The sequence below is a fragment of the Streptomyces sp. cmx-18-6 genome (genome assembly GCF_046548915.1).
Lineage (GTDB): Bacteria > Actinomycetota > Actinomycetes > Streptomycetales > Streptomycetaceae > Streptomyces.
In genome coordinates, this window is sequence record NZ_JAEBEP010000006.1 from 353722 (window position 1) to 367201 (window position 13480).

The window sequence follows — 13480 nt, forward strand, 5'->3', positions numbered from 1 at the left end:
CCGCACGGGTGAGGGAGCGCCCGCATTGGGGCGCATTCCCGACTTTCCTCCCCCATCGGTACTAACTACTCTCGGGTCATGGCAGAGCCGGACCCGCAGGACTCACTCGACGCCGCGACGCGGGCCACCCACAGCCTTCAGGGCCTGTCCACCGAGGTCACCGCACGGGTTCCGCAGCTTCTGGAAGCGATGCGTTCGATCGGCACGGGACTGGAGCTGCACTCCACGCTGGAGCGGATCTGCGCGACCGCGGCCGAACTCGCGCACGCCCGGTACGCGGCGATCGGCGTCGTCGACGAGACGGGCGAGGGACTCGCCGACTTCGTCGCCCACGGTGTTCCGGAGGAGGTCGCCCGGGAGATCGGGCGCAGACCCGATGGACACCGGGGCCTGCTGGGCGCGCTGATCCATGACCCCGACCCCGTACGGCTGGCCGATCTGACCGTGGACCCCCGGTTCGCCGGATTCCCGCCGGGACACCCCCGGATGCGGACCTTCCTGGGAGTGCCGATCCGGGTCCAGGGGGAGGTCTTCGGCAACCTCTATCTGACCGGGAAGCAGGACGCGGCCGAGTTCAGCGAGGACGACCTGCACATGGTGCGGGTGCTGGCCACGGAGGCCGGGATCGCCATCGGCAACGCCCGTCTGTACGAGGCGGCGCGGCAGCGGGAGCGCTGGATCGACGGGTCGGTGGCGGTGACGACCGCTCTCCTGTCGGGCGGGGACGCCGACGAAGCGCTCTCCGTCGTCGCCGAACAGGCCCGCCGCCTGGCCGACTCCGCCGCCGGGGTCGTGCTGCTGCCCGCCGACGGGGGCGGCCTGGAGATCGTCGCCGTCTCCGCCGACGACTCCTCGGCCCTGCTGGGGGTGATCATCCCGGCCCGGAGCCCGGTGGTGGCGAAGCTGCTGGCCGGCGAGGCGGTGTTCATCGACGACTCCGCCACCGACAGCCGCATGGTCACCGGGCCGGCCCGCCTGTTCGGCCCGAGCATGCTGCTGCCGCTGCACAGCGGCGGCCGGGTGCTCGGCGCGCTGGCCACACCCCGGGCGCGGGGCGCGCGCCCGTTCACCGGCACCGAGCGGACGCTCGCCGCCCAGTTCGCCTCGCAGGCCGCTCTCGCGTTGATGATGGCGCAGGCGCAGCGGGACCGGGAGCGGCTCGCGGTGTACGAGGACCGCGACCGGATCGCCCGCGACCTCCACGACCTCGTCATCCAGCGCCTGTTCGCCACCGGGATGATGCTGGAGAGCGCCCAGCGGCGGTCGGTGGTCCCGGAGGTGCGGACGGGGGTGGGCCGCGCGGTCGACGAGCTGGACGTGACCATCCAGGAGATCCGTACGGCCATTTTCGCGCTCCAGCAGGAACCGGCCGAGGCCCCTTCGGGGCTCCGCACCCGTGTCCTGCGGGAGATCAACATGGCGGCGGTCCCGCTCGGCTTCAAGCCCTCGCACCGCTTCGTGGGCGCGGTCGACTCGCTCGTCGGCGAGCTGACCGGCAAGAACCTCGTCGCGGCGCTGCGCGAGGCGCTCTCCAACGCCTTCCGGCACGCCGGGGCCGGCGTGATCGACGTGGTCGTCGACGCCACGGCGACCCTGCCGGACGGCCGGGCGGCGGTGCGCCTGTCGGTCGCGGACGACGGGGTGGGCATCCCGGAGGGCGGCCGCCGCAGCGGTCTGCGCAACCTGGCCCGCCGGGCCGAGTCACTGGGCGGGGCGAGCTGGTTCGGCCCGGGGATCGGGGAGGACGGCGGGGGTACGACGGTGGTGTGGGAGGCGCCGCTGTGACCGGGGTGCGGGCGGGGGTGTGACCGGAGGCGTGCGGGGTGCGGTGGGTTCGGGCGGGGGTGGGGCCGGGGGTGCGCGGGATGCTGCGGGTTCGGGTGACGTTGTGGCCGGGGTTCTGTGCGCGGCGGGGTTCGGGCGGCGCCGGCACGGCGTCCGGGGAGGGGCTCAGCGGGTGGCGCGTGACCGGGTGGGCTGAACGATGATCAGCGGGTAACGATGATCAGCGGGTGGCGAGGATCCGCTCGATGACCACGGCCACACCGTCCTCCTCGTTGGTGACGGTCCGCCCGGAGGCGGCGGCCAGCGCGGCGGGGTGGGCGTTGCCCATCGCGTACGAGGCGCCCGCCCAGCCGAGCATCTCGACGTCGTTGGGCATGTCGCCGAAGGCGACCACCTCGGCGGCCGAGATGCCGCGCTCGGCGCAACAGGCGGCGAGGGTAGTGGCCTTGGAGACCCCGAGCCCGCTGACCTCCAGGAGGGCGGACGGGCTGGACCGGGTGACGGAGGCCCGGTCCCCGGCCGTCGTACGGGCCAGTGCGAGGAAGGCGTCGGGGGGCATCTCGGTGTGGTGGGCGAGGAGTTTCAGTACGGGGGCTCCCTCACCCGGGACGTCCTCGTACAGCAGCTTCTCGGCGACGGCGACCGCTGCGCCCGGGTCCAGGTGGAAGGGCGGGTAGGACGGTTCGTAGTTGATGCCGGTGGTCAGCTCGATGGCGAAGGAGGTGCCGGGGGCGGCGTCGCGCAGGGTGTGCACGACGTGCAGGGCGTCCTCACGGTCCAGCGGCCGTACGGTGAGCAGCTCGCGGTCGGCCCGCAGATCGGTGACCACGGCCCCGTTGGCGCAGATCGCCAGCCCGTGGCCCTGCACATGATCGCTGACGACGTCCATCCAGCGAGCCGGCCTGCCGGTCACGAAGAAGACCTCGATCCCGGCCTCCTCGGCCGCGACGAGGGCGGCGACGGTCCGCGCGGACAAGGTCTTGTCGTCGCGCAGCAGGGTGCCGTCGAGGTCGGTCGCGATCAGCCGGGTCACGGCGGGCAGAGGCGCATCGGTAGCTGAGGTCACCCCGCCATTCTCGCCCACCGGAGTGCACGTGCGTGCGGAGGGGCGCACATCTGAGTGGGTCGCGCCCCTGATCTGCGGAACATTCCTCAGGCATATGCCAAGGGGTTTGAGGTGCTGCGGGCCAATCCTTCCGCAGGCACCGGGGGGAGGCGCGAAAGGTTCCGGCACGCCCACGTGCCCGAGGAGCTCTCCGAGCGGGCGCCGCGCATCCGCGCGATGGCCGAGCCGGCGCGGGAGGCCCACGTCCTGTTCGGCAACCGCCGCGGTGACGCCGCCGTCCGTGCCGCCGAGGCGGTGCGGCGGTTGCCCGGCCTCTCGTAGGGTCGTCCTCATGCGACTGAGCACTGTGATTCTGCCGATCGACCGCTGGCACGACGGAGGCCGCGACAAGTGGCGGCGTGCCGAGGAGCTGGGTTTCCACACCGCCTACACCTACGACCATCTGTCCTGGCGGAGCTTCCGGGACCGGACGTGGTTCGGGGCGATTCCCACGCTCACCGCCGCCGCGACGGCCACCCGGCGGTTGCGGCTGGGGACGCTGGTCACCTCGCCCAACTTCCGGCACCCGGTGACCCTCGCCAAGGAGCTGATCTCCCTGGACGATGTCTCCGGCGGCCGGGTCACCCTCGGCATCGGCGCCGGGGGCAGCGGGTTCGACGCCACCGCGCTGGGGCAGGAGGCGTGGACCCCGCGTGAGCGTGCCGACCGGTTCGGGGAGTTCGTGCCGCTCCTCGACCGGCTGCTCACCGAGGGCGCGGTGACCCAGGAGGGAACGCACTACTCCGCCGTGGAGGCCCGCAACATCCCCGGCTGCGTCCAGCGTCCCCGGGTGCCCTTCGCGGTCGCCGCGACCGGGCCGCGCGGGCTGAGGCTCGCCGCTCGCCACGGACAGGCGTGGGTGACCACGGGCGACCCGAAGCTGTACGCGGAGGGGACGCCGGAGCAGTCGGTGGCCGCGCTGCGGGGCCAGAGCGAGAGGCTCGTCGCCGCCTGCGAGGAGGTCGGCCGGGACGCGGCCGAGCTGGAGCGGATCCTGCTCACCGGCTTCACGCCCGATCGCAACGCCCCGCTGGAGTCGGTGGACGCCTTCGTCGACTTCGCGGGCCGGCACGCGGAGCTGGGGTTCACCGAGATCGTCGTCCACGACCCGATCCCGGACTCCGACTTCGCCATCGATCCGGCCGTCTACGAGCGCATCGCGACCGAGGCGCTCGCCCAGCTGGCCTGAGCCTTCCCGGTCCTTCGCGTGCCGTCTCAGTCGCGCGGGCGCAGGAACTGGGGCGGTACGGAGTCGGCGAGCCAGACCCCGTTGGCGCTGACCCGGAAGACATGGCCGGCTCGGTGCATGGCGCCCGCGTCCACCGTGAGGACCAGGGGGCGGCCGCGTCGGGCGCCGACCCGGGTGGCCGTCTCGCGGTCGGGGGACAGGTGGACGTGGTGGCGGGTCATGGGGCGCAGGCCCTCCGCCCGGATCGCGTCCATCGCCCCGGCGACCGTGCCGTGGTACAGGTACGCGGGCGGCTGTGCGGGCGGCAGGTCCAGGTCGACGGTGACGGTGTGGCCCTGGTTGGCCCGGATGCGGTCGCCGGCCACCGTGAAGCGGCGCTTGTCGTTGACGGCCACGACGTGATCGAGCTCGGCGCGGGTGATGGGGAAGCCGTGCCGGGCCGCCGCGCTCAGCAGGGTCTCGACGGTCACCCAGCCGTTGTCGTCGAGGGTGACGCCGATGCGGTCCGGCTGATGCCGCAGATGTTGCGAGAGGTACTTGGACACCCTGACGGTGCGACGTTCGTCCATCGCGCCAGAGTGCCCGTAGGGAGTCGGCCGGTGCATCCGTATTTCGTCCGGGTTTTTTTCGGTTCTGACCCTGCCGAGGTTTGATCCACAGCCAACTTGACTTATCCACAGGGTATTTGGCGACTCTGTGGACAACTAGTGGGCAGTTTAGGGCTTTTTGTCAATGGCTGGGCTTTTTGAGGGGTTTGCGGCGAGTGTGTCCAATGTTCTTGCCTGAACCTCGCGTTCGGCCGCCGCCGTCACGAACGCCGCCACCTGGTCCGCGCCAACCAGATCTTCCACGGCTCGCGTTGTCCGGGAGGGGAGCAGCACCGGACGGGTGTCGCTGCCCTCGATGGCCTCCTCCTGCGAACCGAGGTGGTGATGCAGGTGCCGGGTGGCGAACATCCTCATGGCTCGCGCCAGTTCGGCATCGACCGTCTGCTGGGCGAGGGGTCGCAGGCGGCGCACCATGGACGCCGCCTCCGCCGCGTCGGAGTCGGTCGGCGGGCTGTGGCCGAGGTAGCGGGCGAAGACATGCTCGGTGGTGAACTCCAGGAAGCGGGACGCTATGTGCTCCACCTGTCCGCGAAGTTCTTTGAGGTGGCCGGAGATTGCCAGGAGCGGGACGCCAGCAGCGTGCAACTCCACCGCCACCGCTAGCTCTTGCGGGCTCGGTACGAGGAACTCGTCGGCCCTCCCCGGGACGCGCTCCAGCACGCCGAGCTCCACCGCCTCGGCGATCGCCTCCTCGTCCTGCGCACCGCCGAACCTGGCGTCCAGCTCCTCGCGGGTGATCCGGTCGGCCTCCTCGTCGGTCCAGGGCCCGTGCACCTCGGCGACCAGGCCGAGCACTCCGCCCAGTCCCCGCCCCGCGTCCCACGCCTCCAACAGCTCCTTGATGCTGGCCAGGGTGTAGCCCCGGTCGAGCAGGTCCGCGATCTGGAGCAGGCGGGCCAGGTGCGCCTCCCCGTACACATTGGCCCGCCCGCGCCGCTCGGGCGTCGGCAGCAGCCCCCGGTCCTGGTACGCCCGGATCGTGCGCACCGTCGCCCCGCTGGCATGGGCCAGGTCCTCGATCCGGTACTCGACGGCGCTCGGGCCCTCCGCCACCGGGGCGATGGAAGCGGACCTGGGCCCCGGCCGGGTCCCGGCCCCCGGTCCCGCGCCGGTCCCGCTCACAGCGGCGGCTTCAGCCGGGCGACGGACCGCAGCATCCCGGGGCTGACGCGCGAGAGCAGCCGGGCGCCCCGTGCCTCCGGAGTCACCGGCACCACGGCCTGGTTGCGTATGACGGCCTTGAGGATGGCCTCGGCGACCTTCTCCGGCGGGTAGTTGCGCCGCCCGTAGAGCCGGGTGGTCCGCTTCCGCAGCCGCTGCTCCTCCGCCGTGTCGGTCCCGGCGAAGCGGGTGGTGGCGGTGATGTTGGTGTTGACGATGCCGGGGCAGATGGCGCTCACCCCGATCGACTTCTCCGCCAGCTCGGCCCGCAGGCATTCGCTGAGCATCAGCACGGCCGCCTTCGACGTGCTGTACGCGGGCAGGGCGCGTGAGGGCTGGAAGGCCGCGGCGGAGGCGGTGTTGACGATATGGCCGCCCTGGCCACGGTCGGCCATCTGCTTGCCGAAGATCCGGCAGCCGTGGATGACACCCCAGAGGTTGACGTCGAGGACCTTCCTCCACTCCTCGCTCGTGGTCTCCAGGAAGGAGCCGGAGAGGCCGATCCCGGCGTTGTTGACCAGGACGTCGACGATGCCGTATTCGGCGGCGACCCGGTCGGCGAGCTTCTCCATCGCCGTCTCGTCGCTGACGTCGACCGCTTCGCCCCAGGCCGCCGGCGCCCCGACCAGCCGGGCCAGCTCCGCCGTCCTGGCGGCCCCCTCCGCGTCACGGTCCACGGCCACCACACGGGCGCCCGCCTCGGCGAAGGCGAAGGCCGTGGCCCGCCCGATACCGGAGGCCGCACCCGTCACCAGGACCAGCTGACCGCCGAACCGCTCCGCGTACGGCCCCTTCGCCGCCTGCTGCTGGGGCGCCGGACCCTCCTGGCCGTCCGCCTCGTTGGCGGCGGCGAACTCACCGATCCACGCGGCCAGCTGATCGGGCCGGGTGCGCGGCACCCAGTGCTTGGCCGGCAGCGACCGGCGCACCAGGCGGGGGACCCACTGCTCCAGGTCGTCGTAGAGCCGCTCGGAGAGGAAGGAGTCGCCGGTCGGCGTGATGAGCTGGACCGGTGCGTGGGCGTAGGCGTCGGCCCTCGGCCGGCCCAGCCGGGCACGGACGTTGTCGCGGTAGAGCCAGGCCCCGTGCGCCGCGTCGTCGGGCAGGGAGGCGGTCGGGTAGTCGCCCGCGGGGACCTTCTCCAGTCGCTCCAGGATCCGGGGCCACCGCTTGCCGAGCGGCCCGCGCCAGGCCAGCTCCGGCAGCACCGGCGTGTGCAGCATGTACACATACCAGGACTTGGCGCCCTGGCCGAGCAGTTGGCCGACCCTGCGCGGGGTCGGCCGGGTCATCCGCTGCTTGATCCAGTGCCCGAAGTGGTCCAGGGACGGGCCGGACATCGAGGTGAAGGAGGCGATCCGGCCCTCGGTCCGCCCGACCGTGACGAACTCCCAGGACTGCACGGAACCCCAGTCGTGCCCGACCACATGCACCGGCCGGTCCGGGCTGACGGCGTCGATCACCGCGAGGAAGTCGTCGGTCAGCTTCTCCAGCGTGAAGCCGCCGCGCAGCGGTTTGGGCGCGGTCGATTCGCCGTGGCCCCGGACGTCGTACAGCACCACGTGCCAGTCGTCGGCCAGCTTCAGGGCGACCTGGGTCCAGACCTCCTTGCTGTCCGGGTACCCGTGGACCAGCACCACCGTGGGCCGGTCCCCGTCGCCCAGCTCGGCGACGCACAGCTCGACGCCACCCGTACGTACCCTGCGCTCGCGCGCTCCCGGCAGATTCACGCCGCCACCCTCTCCTCGGCCCAGCGCCGCACATGCGGCAGATCGTCGTCCAGCCAGAAGGCGCTCTGCTCGGGGTCCCTGGAGTCGGTGACGACGAGGATCTCCTCGAACTTCGCGCCCGTACCCCGGAATCCGAGGTGCGGTTCGACCGCCCACAGCCCGGGCCGCGGGGGATGGTCGGAGAAGCGGTACGGACTCCACAGCGGGGACCAGCCGTCCCGGTGGCCGTGCACCGCGTCGCTCACCAGCCCCTTGAGGGACTGCGTGCCGAACCCGAACACCTGCGGCGACCAACGCCGTTCGGCCACGCGGTCCACCTTGTGGGCGATCACGCCGAAGGGGTAGGCGCGGTGCCTGTTCGCGTATCCCTGGGCGGTCATGAGGTGTTCGACGTCCTCATAGATCTCGCGGAGCGAACGGCGCTCGCGCACCTCCCGCAGGATCAGCTCACGGTGCGCCTCAAGGTCCGCGAGCAGCTTGTCGTGCAGCGGGTTGAGGCCCAGGCAGCCCGAATAGCCGATGTCAGCGGTGAAGCCCTTGTAGACCGGGGCCATGTCCAGGATGAACGGCATGCCCGGCTCCAGCTTCCGGTTGGTCGGGAAGAACTGGAGCGGCACCTTGAACCCGGCGAAAGCGGTCCGGTCGCCGAACCAGGCGAACGGGAGATGGAACCAGTCCCGCACTCCCCGCTCCCGCAGCCACACCCGCTGCATCCGGGCCGCCTCGCGCTCGGTCACCCCTGACCTGAGCTGACCGGCGACGGCCTCGGCGCAGGCGTAGGCGAGGCGCTGCACTTCCCTGAACCCCCGCAGTTCCGGGGCGTTTTCGTCCTGCGCTGCCGAGGTCATGCCACCGTCCGTCCCCTGTCGTGTGCGGTACGTGCCCGTAACCTGACACTGATGAATGTGACAATGTCCAGCGGCTACGTCAAGGGGTGTGCACGGCCTGTGGACAACTCCGGGCCGGGCGGTTCCTCCCGCGCCCGGAGTCCGGGGCTCCTCCTTCGCGGGGCCCCCCTACGGGGCCGTACGCCTGGAGTCTGATGCCGATCCAGCCGTCAGGGCTGACGATCCCTGTGGCCCGCGCCACTACCGTCGTCCCTGTGACTGCCGTTATCGCTACCGAAGCCCTGAGCAAGCGGTTCCCCCGGGTGACCGCGCTCGACCGGCTCACGTTGGACATCGGACCAGGTGTGACCGGTCTGGTGGGGTCCAACGGAGCCGGCAAGTCCACGCTGATCAAGATCCTCCTGGGGCTCTCCCCCGCCACCGAGGGCCGGGCCGCGGTGCTCGGGCTCGATGTGTCGACGAGCGGCGCCGCCATCCGGGAACAGGTGGGCTACATGCCGGAGCACGACTGCCTGCCCCCCGATGTGTCGGCGACCGAATTTGTCGTGCACATGGCTCGAATGTCCGGGCTGCCGCCCACCGCGGCCCGCGAGCGCACCGCCGACACCCTGCGCCACGTCGGCCTCTACGAGGAGCGCTACCGCCCCATCGGCGGCTACTCGACCGGCATGAAGCAGCGGGTGAAGCTGGCCCAGGCCCTGGTCCACGACCCCCGGCTGGTGCTCCTCGACGAGCCGACCAACGGCCTCGACCCGGTCGGCCGCGACGAGATGCTCGGCCTGATCCGCCGCATCCACACCGACTTCGGCATCTCCGTCCTGGTGACCTCGCACCTCCTGGGCGAGCTGGAACGCACCTGCGACCACGTCGTCGTCATCGACGGCGGCGCCCTGCTGCGCTCCAGCTCCACCAGCGACTTCACCCAGATCACCACCACCCTCGCCGTGGAGGTGACCGACAGCGACACCCATCCCGACGGCACCGACGCCCTGCGCCGGACCCTGACCGAGGCCGGGGTCGCGCTGATCGGCCACGACGGACTCGACGCACAGGGGCTGCCGGGCGCGGGCCACATCCTGCTCGTCGAGGCCACCGGCGAGGAGACGTACGACCTGGTCCGCGACAGCGTCGCCGGGCTCGGTCTCGGCCTGATCCGCATGGAGCAGCGCCGCCACCACATCGCCGAGGTCTTCCGTACCGAACAGGAGGGGGCGCGCACCGCCTCCGGGGGCGTACAGCAGGCCACCACCACCGCCGTCCCGGTCCAGACCGCCACCGCCGGGGCCGGTGCCGGAGCCGAGGCCGCCACCGCCACCGCCGAGGCCGGTGCCGTACAGCAGGCCGCGACAGCCGGGGCGCCGCAGCAGACCGGGGCCGTACAGCAGAAGGGAAGCGGTCGCGATGAGCACTGAGACCAGCACCGCGGCCGGGCGCGACACCTCCCGGATCCACAACATCGGCTACCGCTCCTACGACGGCAGGCGGCTCGGCCGGGCCTACGCCCGCCGCTCGCTCTACTCGCAGACCCTCCGGGGCTCCTTCGGACTCGGCCGTTCCGCCAAGTCCAAGGTGCTTCCCATGCTCCTGTTCGGCGTGATGGCCCTGGTCGCGGCGATCCTGGTGGCCGTCTCCATGGCCGCGCCGGACGCCACGAAGCTGGTGGTCAAGTACACCTCGTACGCGATCTACCTCCAGGCGGTCATCGGCCTGTTCATCGCCGCGCAGGCCCCGCAGGCGGTCTCCAGGGACCTCCGCTTCAAGAGCGTCCCTCTCTACTTCTCGCGGCCGATCGAACGGGCCGACTACGTCGTCGCCAAGTTCGCCGCCATGGCCTCCGCGCTCTTCATCCTGACCGGCGCGCCGTTGCTCATCCTCTACGCGGGCTCCCTGCTCGCGAAGTTCGACTTCCTCGACCAGACCAAGTGGTTCGGCCAGGGGCTGGTGTCGGTGGCGCTGCTGTCCGTGCTGTTCGCCGGGCTCGGCCTGGTGATGGCCGCGCTGACCCCGCGCCGCGGCTTCGGCGTCGCCGCGGTGATCGCGCTGCTGACGATCTCCTACGGCGCCGTCTCCACGATCCAGGCCATCGCCTGGGAGACCGGTTCGACGGGGGCCGTGGAGTGGCTGGGCCTCTTCTCGCCGATCACCCTGATCGACGGCGTACAGACCGCGTTCCTCGGCGCCACCACCGCCTTCCCCGGAGGGGAAGGCCCGGGGGCCGGGACCGGCGTGGTCTACCTGTTCGTTGTTCTCGCGCTCGTCGCCGGCTCGTACGCCGTCCTGATGCGCCGCTACCGGAGGGTCGGGCTGTGACCACCATCGAGATCGACCACACCTCGCGCTGGTTCGGCAATGTGGTCGCCGTCAACGACGTCTCCATGACCGTGGGCCCCGGCGTCACCGGACTGCTCGGCCCGAACGGCGCCGGAAAGTCCACGCTCATCAACATGATGGGCGGATTCCTCGCCCCCTCGACGGGAAAGGTCACGCTCGACGGGCGGACGATCTGGCGCAACGAGAGCGTCTACAAGGAGATCGGCATCGTCCCGGAGCGGGAGGGGATGTACGACTTCCTGACCGGCAAGGAGTTCGTCGTCGCCAACGCCGAACTCCAGGGCCTGGGGGCGGCCCAGGCGCAGAAGGCGCTGGCCACGGTCCAGATGGAGTACGCGCAGGACCGCAAGATCTCCACGTACAGCAAGGGCATGCGCCAGCGCGTGAAGATGGCGTCCGCGCTGGTCCACGAGCCGTCCGTGCTGCTGCTGGACGAGCCGTTCAACGGGATGGACCCGCGGCAGCGGATGCAGCTGATGGAGCTGCTGCGGCGGATGGGGGCCGAGGGCCGTACGGTCCTGTTCTCCTCCCACATCCTCGAAGAGGTCGAGCAGCTGGCCTCGCACATCGAGGTGATCGTGGCGGGGCGGCACGCGGCCTCCGGCGACTTCCGGAAGATCCGCCGGCTGATGACGGACCGGCCGCACCGCTATCTGGTCCGCTCCAGCGACGACCGGGCCCTGGCGGCCGCGCTCATCGCCGACCCGTCGACGGCGGGCATCGAGGTCGACCTCACGGAGAAGGCCCTGCGCGTCCAGGCCGTCGACTTCGGGCGGTTCACCGAACTGCTGCCGAAGGTCGCCCGGGAACAGGGCATCCGGCTGCTGACCGTCTCCCCGTCCGACGAGTCCCTCGAATCGGTCTTTTCCTACCTCGTAGCGGCCTGAGTAGTGGCCTGAAAGGAGCTGTGCACCGTCATGTACGACCCCACAGTCGCCCGGCTCACCTACCGGGCCCTGCTCGGCCGGCGCCGGGCCGCCATCCTGTTCGTCCTTCCCGCGTTGCTGCTGGCCATCGCGGTGGCGGTCCGCACGTTCGCCGGAGTCGACGACCAGGTCGCCTCCAGCGTCCTCGGCGGGTTCGCCATCGCCACGATGGTGCCGCTGATCGGGGTGATCGCCGGGACCGGGGCGATCGGCCCCGAGATCGACGACGGCTCGATCGTCTACCTGCTGGCCAAGCCGGTGAAGCGGCCCACGATCATCTTCACCAAGCTGATCGTCGCCATCGCGGTGACCATGGCCTTCTCCGCGCTGCCCACCCTGATCGCGGGCCTGATCCTGAACGGCAACGGGCAGCAGATCGCCGTCGCCTACACGATCGCGGCGCTGGTCGCCTCGATCGCGTACAGCGCGTTGTTCCTGCTCCTGGGCACCATCAGCCGCCACGCGGTGGTCATCGGACTGGTGTACGCGCTGGTCTGGGAGGCCCTCTTCGGCAGCCTGGTGCCGGGCGCGCGGACGCTCAGCGTCCAGCAGTGGTCCCTGGCCGTCGCCGAGAAGGTGGCCGGTCAGGGGATGGTCACCTCGGACGTGGGCCTGCCGCTCGCGACGATCCTGCTGGTCGGCGTCACGGTGGCCGCCACCTGGTACGCGGGCCAGAAGCTGCGCGCGCTGAAGCTGGCCGGCGAGGAGTGAGCCCGGGCTGAGGCCCCGGACAGCTTGTACGACGACCCCCGCCCCGGAAGAAACCAGGGGCGGGGGTCGTCGTATGAGCCGTCGCCCTGGGGGCTGTCGTCGTATGAGCCGGTGATCCGGACGGATGTGCGCGTAACCGTACGTTTATCGGGTCGTTGGTCAGGGTGCGTGGAGGCAACTGGAATCCGTGGCGTCGTAGCGTTCGTGAAATCGGGGAGTGCCGGACCCGGGTGAGGCAGAGCCCACCGGTCCGGTCATCGAGTGAGTGGCAACCGTGAGCGTCCTCCACCCCCGCAGCCCGGGGTAGGGGCCGTCCCTTGTCATTCCCTCGTACGGAAGGCATGCCCATGCCCACGGAAGTCGCCCTGCTCGAATCACGCGCGCTGCGCGTCGAGCAGATGGGGCGCGTCGACATCCTCGACAAGGTCAAGAGCCTTGTCATGCTCCCGGACGGAATTCACGTTCGCACAGAGGGCGTGGCACGTTACTTCGAAGTATCCACAGCCTCGGTCAGAAGGCTCACAGATCGCCATCAGGAGGAGTTCGCCGAAAACGGGATGCGTCTGCTGCGTGGCGCTGACCTGCGATCCTTCCATAGCGACATGATGTCGCTATGGAAGGGTGAGGGGGTGGAAAGTTATCCACAGGCGGCCACGCAGCTCCGGCTTTTCACCCGCCGAACCGTCCTCAACGTCGCCATGCTTCTTCGCGATAGCGACATCGCCCGATGCGTCCGTACGTATCTTCTCGACGCGGAGGATTCGCTGCGGGCACGGTACGACTCGCTCGATCTGCGGGTCACCCGTATCGAGAGCTGCCTCGCCGACGTCGGCAGTGCGCTCCAGGAGCTCGGGCCGGTGCTCGGCCGGATGTCGGAGCGGCTGGACAGCCTGGACCGGAAGGTGGAGGCGATGCAGCAGGTGGTCGGCGCGATGAGCGTGCGGCTGTCGGATCTGGCGCAGGACATCGTGCGGATGGACGCCCGGTTCGACGCGCGCATGGACGCCTTCGCGCATCAGATGAAGGACCTGCGCCGCCGCACCGGGCGTCGCTGAGACCTGAGAAGGCCCTGCCCGCCGCCGCTGG

The 13480-nt window shown here is 71.0% G+C and carries 13 protein-coding genes; 8 read left to right on the top strand and 5 right to left on the bottom strand.

Annotated elements, in window-relative coordinates:
* The first annotated feature begins 78 nt into the window (after nt 1-78).
* Complete coding sequence (locus ACLJPL_RS17035; RefSeq protein ID WP_411081678.1) at nt 79-1785, top strand: GAF domain-containing sensor histidine kinase; 1707 nt, start codon at nt 79-81, stop codon at nt 1783-1785.
* A gap of 220 nt (nt 1786-2005) precedes the next feature.
* Here the strand turns inward: ACLJPL_RS17035 and ACLJPL_RS17040 are convergent, their stop codons facing one another.
* On the bottom strand, nt 2006-2851 hold the full coding sequence (locus ACLJPL_RS17040) for a Cof-type HAD-IIB family hydrolase (RefSeq protein ID WP_411081679.1): 846 nt from the start codon (nt 2849-2851) through the stop codon (nt 2006-2008).
* A gap of 174 nt (nt 2852-3025) precedes the next feature.
* On the opposite strand from ACLJPL_RS17040, the gene ACLJPL_RS17045 reads away from it, so the two are divergent.
* Both ACLJPL_RS17045 and ACLJPL_RS17050 read left to right on the top strand, forming a co-directional pair.
* Nucleotides 3026-3172, top strand: coding sequence for a hypothetical protein (locus tag ACLJPL_RS17045; protein WP_411081680.1), 147 nt, complete (start codon nt 3026-3028; stop codon nt 3170-3172).
* Nucleotides 3173-3182: 10 nt separating this feature from the next.
* Nucleotides 3183-4079 (top strand): LLM class flavin-dependent oxidoreductase, encoded by an 897-nt coding sequence (locus ACLJPL_RS17050; protein ID WP_411081681.1) that lies wholly within the window; start codon nt 3183-3185, stop codon nt 4077-4079.
* 26 nt (nt 4080-4105) lie between these two features.
* Here ACLJPL_RS17050 and ACLJPL_RS17055 read toward each other — a convergent pair whose 3' ends face one another.
* The 4 genes from ACLJPL_RS17055 to ACLJPL_RS17070 all read right to left on the bottom strand — a co-directional run bounded on the left by ACLJPL_RS17055 (nt 4106) and on the right by ACLJPL_RS17070 (nt 8426).
* Nucleotides 4106-4648 carry an RNA 2'-phosphotransferase gene (locus tag ACLJPL_RS17055; RefSeq protein ID WP_411081682.1) on the bottom strand — a complete coding sequence of 181 codons (543 nt, stop codon included), beginning with the start codon at nt 4646-4648 and terminating at the stop codon, nt 4106-4108.
* A gap of 147 nt (nt 4649-4795) precedes the next feature.
* Nucleotides 4796-5749: a MerR family transcriptional regulator gene (locus tag ACLJPL_RS17060; RefSeq protein ID WP_411081786.1), complete on the bottom strand. Its 954-nt coding sequence runs from the start codon at nt 5747-5749 to the stop codon at nt 4796-4798.
* A 56-nt stretch (nt 5750-5805) separates the two neighbouring features.
* Nucleotides 5806-7578 (bottom strand): SDR family oxidoreductase, encoded by a 1773-nt coding sequence (locus ACLJPL_RS17065; protein ID WP_411081683.1) that lies wholly within the window; start codon nt 7576-7578, stop codon nt 5806-5808.
* On the bottom strand, nt 7575-8426 hold the full coding sequence (locus ACLJPL_RS17070) for a M24 family metallopeptidase (RefSeq protein ID WP_411081684.1): 852 nt from the start codon (nt 8424-8426) through the stop codon (nt 7575-7577). Before ACLJPL_RS17070 ends, ACLJPL_RS17065 begins: the two co-directional genes overlap by 4 nt.
* A 302-nt stretch (nt 8427-8728) precedes the next feature.
* Between ACLJPL_RS17070 and ACLJPL_RS17075 the strand changes: the two genes are divergently transcribed.
* The 5 genes from ACLJPL_RS17075 to ACLJPL_RS17095 all read left to right on the top strand — a co-directional run bounded on the left by ACLJPL_RS17075 (nt 8729) and on the right by ACLJPL_RS17095 (nt 13449).
* The gene (locus tag ACLJPL_RS17075) at nt 8729-9838 is read left to right on the top strand and encodes an ABC transporter ATP-binding protein (RefSeq protein WP_411081787.1); all 1110 of its coding nucleotides are present in this window, start codon (nt 8729-8731) and stop codon (nt 9836-9838) included.
* Nucleotides 9828-10736, top strand: coding sequence for an ABC transporter permease (locus tag ACLJPL_RS17080; RefSeq protein WP_411081685.1), 909 nt, complete (start codon nt 9828-9830; stop codon nt 10734-10736). The genes ACLJPL_RS17075 and ACLJPL_RS17080 overlap by 11 nt, the downstream gene beginning before the upstream one ends.
* Nucleotides 10733-11644 (top strand): ABC transporter ATP-binding protein, encoded by a 912-nt coding sequence (locus ACLJPL_RS17085; RefSeq protein ID WP_411081686.1) that lies wholly within the window; start codon nt 10733-10735, stop codon nt 11642-11644. Before ACLJPL_RS17080 ends, ACLJPL_RS17085 begins: the two co-directional genes overlap by 4 nt.
* A 30-nt stretch (nt 11645-11674) precedes the next feature.
* Nucleotides 11675-12394: an ABC transporter permease gene (locus ACLJPL_RS17090; protein ID WP_411081687.1), complete on the top strand. Its 720-nt coding sequence runs from the start codon at nt 11675-11677 to the stop codon at nt 12392-12394.
* Between the two features lie 347 nt (nt 12395-12741).
* Entirely contained in the window at nt 12742-13449 is a 708-nt protein-coding gene (locus ACLJPL_RS17095; RefSeq protein WP_411081688.1) for a hypothetical protein, read from the top strand.
* Nucleotides 13450-13480 lie beyond the last annotated feature (31 nt).

Excerpts from the sequence above, each read along its gene's own strand:
- ACLJPL_RS17035 (WP_411081678.1), top strand. The coding sequence starts at position 79 with ATGGCAGAGCCGGACCCGCAGGACTCACTCGACGCCGCGACGCGGGCC.
- ACLJPL_RS17095 (WP_411081688.1), top strand. The coding sequence starts at position 12,742 with ATGCCCACGGAAGTCGCCCTGCTCGAATCACGCGCGCTGCGCGTCGAG.
- ACLJPL_RS17090 (WP_411081687.1), top strand. The coding sequence starts at position 11,675 with ATGTACGACCCCACAGTCGCCCGGCTCACCTACCGGGCCCTGCTCGGC.
- ACLJPL_RS17070 (WP_411081684.1), bottom strand. The coding sequence starts at position 8,426 with ATGACCTCGGCAGCGCAGGACGAAAACGCCCCGGAACTGCGGGGGTTC.
- ACLJPL_RS17080 (WP_411081685.1), top strand. The coding sequence starts at position 9,828 with ATGAGCACTGAGACCAGCACCGCGGCCGGGCGCGACACCTCCCGGATC.
- ACLJPL_RS17055 (WP_411081682.1), bottom strand. The coding sequence starts at position 4,648 with ATGGACGAACGTCGCACCGTCAGGGTGTCCAAGTACCTCTCGCAACAT.
- ACLJPL_RS17050 (WP_411081681.1), top strand. The coding sequence starts at position 3,183 with ATGCGACTGAGCACTGTGATTCTGCCGATCGACCGCTGGCACGACGGA.